Source organism: Mucilaginibacter sp. (assembly GCF_036383575.1).
Taxonomy (GTDB): Bacteria; Bacteroidota; Bacteroidia; order Sphingobacteriales; family Sphingobacteriaceae; genus Mucilaginibacter.
Genome location: NZ_DASVOB010000020.1, coordinates 1 through 4,575, shown reverse-complemented (window position 1 = coordinate 4,575; position 4,575 = coordinate 1). Strand labels below are relative to the sequence as shown.

The window sequence follows — 4,575 nt, the reverse complement described above, 5'->3', positions numbered from 1 at the left end:
AACAGCCCTATCGAGCATATCATTTAAAAACGTGGACTCATGATAAAGCAGCGTGGCGTTAGCGATTTGGGCAAAGTAGTTTTCATTATACATCGTATCGGAGCAGTAAGCATAGCTTTTAGGCTCTGCCGAATCGATGGTCAAATCTTCATTTTTATAAACCTTGCCTTTTTCATCCGTATAATCCCCGCCTTTTTTTAATATCGAATAATAGGCAACAGAAATATCAAGGCTTTCTATTTTCTCTTTGATCAGCTTACGTAAACGTTTCTTTTCCTTAAATAAAAAACCTGTACAGGCAATCCGGTGGTCAAGCGGAATAGTTTCAACAACAACATCATTATTGCTGATCACAACTTCACTTTGCTGCGCGTTAGTAAATACATATTCAATCGGGAACTGCAGCTCCGTATCTGAATATTTTAATTGCAGGTCAATGATCTCCTTTAAGGGTTCGGGGCAAACTAATTTAAGCGCCTTTTTACGCCCGTTAAGGTGCATGGATGATAATAAACCAACCAGCCCCAAATAATGATCGCCGTGAAGATGACTAATTAAAATGTGATCGATGCGACTGGCTTTGATATCAAAGCGGAGCATTTGCTGCTGCGTGCCTTCGCCGCAGTCTATTAAATACAGGCGCTCATTGATATTGAGCACCTGTGAAGTGGGATTTCTGTTAAAGATGGGGGTTGCAGAGCTGCTGCCAAGGATTGTTACCTCAAATTTCATAATAGGTAAACAATCAAATGGTTTATCGTGCTTCTTTTTTTAACTCTTTTTCAATCTCTTCCATAAAAATATGATCGACACCTTCTTCGGCAGTAGGAACAATGGTTAATACATTATCCAGTTGTGATATGGTTACCAAACGGGCAACCGCATCATTTAAACCCGCCAAAATGAAGGAACCTGCAGCATTTTTACACAAGCGATGACCAACCAGCAAACTGCTTAAGCCTGATGAATCGGCATATTTCACCTGCGACAAGTCGAGAATAATGTTGCGCTGACCCTCTGTATTGATCAAAATCAACTCTGATTTTAACTGAGGAGTTACTATTGAATTTAATTTTGACTCATTAAGCTTCAATAATATATATTTCTCGTGTTTATCTACAGTAAATTTCATTCTTATTAAAATTAATAAGCTAAGATAAATATTTTATGGATATTTAAAAATTACATAACACTCAAGGCGTTATTAATTGCCGTTTCAACGCGGGTTAACACGCTACCTTCAGCAGGCTTAACAAATGCCTCGCCGATGATCTGCTCGTAAAGCTCGATGTAACGTTCAGATATTGAATTAACAATTTCTTCGGTCATAACCGGTACTACCTGTCCATCTTTACCCTGGAAACCATTTTCGATAAGCCATTTGCGCACAAACTCTTTCGAAAGCTGCTTTTGGGCCTCTCCTTTTTGCTGGCGTTCTTCGTAACCTTCCTTATAAAAATATCTTGACGAGTCAGGTGTATGGATTTCATCGATCAGGTAGATCTGACCGTCAACCTTACCAAACTCATATTTGGTATCAACCAGTATCAAACCTTGCTTAGCTGCAATTTCGGTACCGCGTTTAAACAGGGCCTGGGTGTAAGCTTCAAGCTTAACATAATCGTCTTCAGATACAATACCTCTCGACAAAATCTCTTCGCGTGAAATATCCTCATCATGCCCTACCGATGCCTTTGTTGTTGGCGTAATGATAGGCTCAGGCAATATGTCATTCTCTTTTAAACCTTCGGGTAAAGCTACACCGCATACATGGCGTCTGCCTGCGCTATATTCACGGGCAGCATGACCTGCCAGATAACCGCGGATCACCATCTCTACCTTAAATGGCTCGCATATACGGCCAATAGTAACACTTGGATCCGGAACTGAAATAACCCAGTTCGGAACAATATCTGCCGTTGCTTCCAAAAATCGGGCAGCGATCTGGTTAAGCACTTGTCCTTTAAAAGGAATTGCCTCTGGCAGTACAACATCAAAGGCCGAAATGCGGTCAGTAACAACCATGGCCAGGAATTTATTATCTATCGTATAAACATCGCGTACTTTCCCCTTGTAAAAAGCCGTTTGGCCGGGAAAGTTAAAATGCGTTTCTTTTATTGAGTTCATTCTTTTTTAGTGATTGGAGATCGGAGATTAGAGGTTAGGAATTTGCATTTTTATTCCCATTCAATAATCTCAAATCACTTTACATTGGAGATCAAAGGTTGCCGGTTGGGATTCAGCTTTTCAACTAATCTCTAACCGCCAACCTCTGATCAACTGATTACTGTATATCCCCGTAAGCTTCTAATATCTTACGTACTAATTTATGTCTTACTACGTCTTCGCCGCTCAGGTAAACTATCTCGATGCCTTTAATATCGGTCAGGATCCTTAAAGCGGTATGTAAACCGGATTGTTGTTTTTTCGGCAAATCTATCTGCGTAACGTCACCTGTAACAATAAATTTGGCTGACGGCCCCATACGGGTCAGGAACATCTTGAGCTGCATATCGGTAGCATTCTGCGCTTCGTCCAAAATAACAAAACAGTTATCAAGGGTACGGCCGCGCATAAAGGCCAGCGGTGCAATCTCAATGGTACGGTTCTCCAGGTAAACCTTTAGCTTTTCGGCCGGGATCATGTCGTCCAAAGCATCATACAAAGGCCTCAGGTACGGGTCGATCTTTTCTTTAAGATCCCCCGGTAAAAAACCAAGGTTCTCTCCTGCTTCAACAGCCGGGCGGGTTAGTATAATGCGTTTAATTTCCTTGTTTTTAAGCGCCCTTACCGCTAAAGCCACAGCTGTATAAGTTTTACCGGTACCTGCCGGGCCAATAGCAAAAAGGATATCGCTTTTGTTGATACTATCAACCATGCGGCGTTGATTGGTAGTACGGGCCCTAACCATAATACCATTCGGCCCAAATACAATTACTTCACCACTTGCAAATTTATCAACAGCTGTTGGTTCTGCAACCGTTGTAGTATTGCTGGCTCTTGAACCAAGAATCCGTTCGAGGTCGGTTATGTTAAGATTTTCAAATTTCTCAACATGATTTATCAGGTGGGTAAACTTCTCCTGGAAAATATTGATCTCATTTTCATCGCCCAAAATCTTCACTTCACTGCCGCGGGCAACTATTTTAAGCTTGGGGTATTGTTTCTTAATGATCTCAAAATGATCATTATTCGGTCCCCACAGCACTGCAGGGTTTACGTTTTCAATTGATAGCTTAAGTTCGTTCAATACTAATTTGATTTTTTAGTTACAGATTTTTATGAATTAAAAATTGAATATTTGTAGCTTCAAATGCTACTACAAGATTAGCAATAAATATTTATAAAATTAATGGCAATTATAACATTAACTACTGATTTAGGCGATAAAGATATTTACCAGGCTGCGTTAAAAGGCAGTATCTACAAATTGTTGCCCACAGTAAATATTGTTGATATTACCAACAGCGTAGCGGCTTTTAACGTGCAGCAGGCCGCATTTATACTTAAAAACAGCTACCATTATTTTCCGGAAGATACCGTACACCTAATTGGTATTGACACCGTTTATAACGACCATACCAAATACCTTGCGGTGCGCTACAAAAAGCACTACTTTGTAGGGGCAGACAACGGCATTTTTTCGCTCATGTTTGACCAGGCACCTGAAGATATCGTTGAGATCAACATCATGCAGGACCTTAAATTTCTGCACTTTCCGCTGGCAGATATTTTTGTAAAAACGGCTTGTCATTTAGCGAAAGGCGGCAAACTGGATGAGATAGGCCTGCCGGTGAGCGAGATCGAAAACAAAATGAATTTGCAGCCTGTTATCGAAAAAAACCTGATCAAAGGCGTGGTGATCTACATCGATTCGTTTCAGAATGTGATCACCAATATTACCAAGGAATTTTTCAACAACGTACAGCAAGGCAGGCGTTTTGTGCTCAATTTTAAGCGCAACGAAACCATTAACCATTTAAGCTGGCATTATAATGAAGTGCCCGTTGGCGAAAAACTTTGCTTGTTTGGCATCAGCGACCATTTGGAGATAGCCATAAACAAAGGTAATGCAAGCGGCCTGCTGGGGTTAAACCTGAATGATAAAGTGATCATTGAATTTCAATAAGGTATTTATATACATGAAAAAAATCCTGCTGCTTTTTTTACTCTGTTTAATAGCAACTGTTGGTGCATCGGCTCAAAGTCCTGTGAACTCTGATTCTGTAGCTTACCAGCTTCAGCGTCAAAAAATAAACAACATGCTGGCAGCCCGTAAACAAAAATTTGGGCAGTATGATCAAAGTTTGGGGCAACATACCGGCATTTTCGGCTTTCAAACCAAGGATGATATCCGCCGGTCGGCCGGCATCCTGATGGATATCTCCAAAACAGATGATGCTATTTTTAAAGAGCTCAAGATCCTGCTTGAATACCGTGATTTTCAGCAAAGGCAGATCCAGAGCCACAGCAAAGAAGCCGAGACTACCGCCGCCGGTTACATGGAGGTGATTAACAGGTTAAAGCAGCAAAATGCACGCCTTAAACAGCAACTAAACAATTCAGAACAGCATT

General features: G+C 40.9%; 6 protein-coding genes. 2 read left to right on the top strand and 4 right to left on the bottom strand.

Going from position 1 to position 4,575, the window contains the following annotated elements:
* The 4 genes from VF500_RS00595 to VF500_RS00580 form a co-directional block, all read right to left on the bottom strand.
* On the bottom strand, positions 1-732 hold a 732-nt coding region (locus VF500_RS00595), incomplete at its 3' end, for a ribonuclease Z (RefSeq protein WP_330857814.1).
* A gap of 22 nt (positions 733-754) precedes the next feature.
* Entirely contained in the window at positions 755-1,132 is a 378-nt protein-coding gene (locus VF500_RS00590; RefSeq protein ID WP_330857813.1) for an STAS domain-containing protein, read from the bottom strand.
* A gap of 50 nt (positions 1,133-1,182) precedes the next feature.
* Positions 1,183-2,127 carry a phosphoribosylaminoimidazolesuccinocarboxamide synthase gene (locus tag VF500_RS00585; RefSeq protein ID WP_330857812.1) on the bottom strand — a complete coding sequence of 315 codons (945 nt, stop codon included), beginning with the start codon at positions 2,125-2,127 and terminating at the stop codon, positions 1,183-1,185.
* A 157-nt stretch (positions 2,128-2,284) separates the two neighbouring features.
* Positions 2,285-3,250, bottom strand: a complete 966-nt coding sequence (locus VF500_RS00580; protein ID WP_330857811.1) for a PhoH family protein — start codon at positions 3,248-3,250, stop codon at positions 2,285-2,287.
* Positions 3,251-3,352: 102 nt separating this feature from the next.
* On the opposite strand from VF500_RS00580, the gene VF500_RS00575 reads away from it, so the two are divergent.
* Together VF500_RS00575 and VF500_RS00570 are read left to right on the top strand one after the other, a co-directional pair.
* Positions 3,353-4,129: an SAM hydrolase/SAM-dependent halogenase family protein gene (locus VF500_RS00575; RefSeq protein ID WP_121224678.1), complete on the top strand. Its 777-nt coding sequence runs from the start codon at positions 3,353-3,355 to the stop codon at positions 4,127-4,129.
* A 13-nt stretch (positions 4,130-4,142) separates the two neighbouring features.
* Positions 4,143-4,575 (top strand): hypothetical protein (locus tag VF500_RS00570; RefSeq protein ID WP_330857810.1); only part of this gene is annotated, 433 nt, incomplete at its 3' end.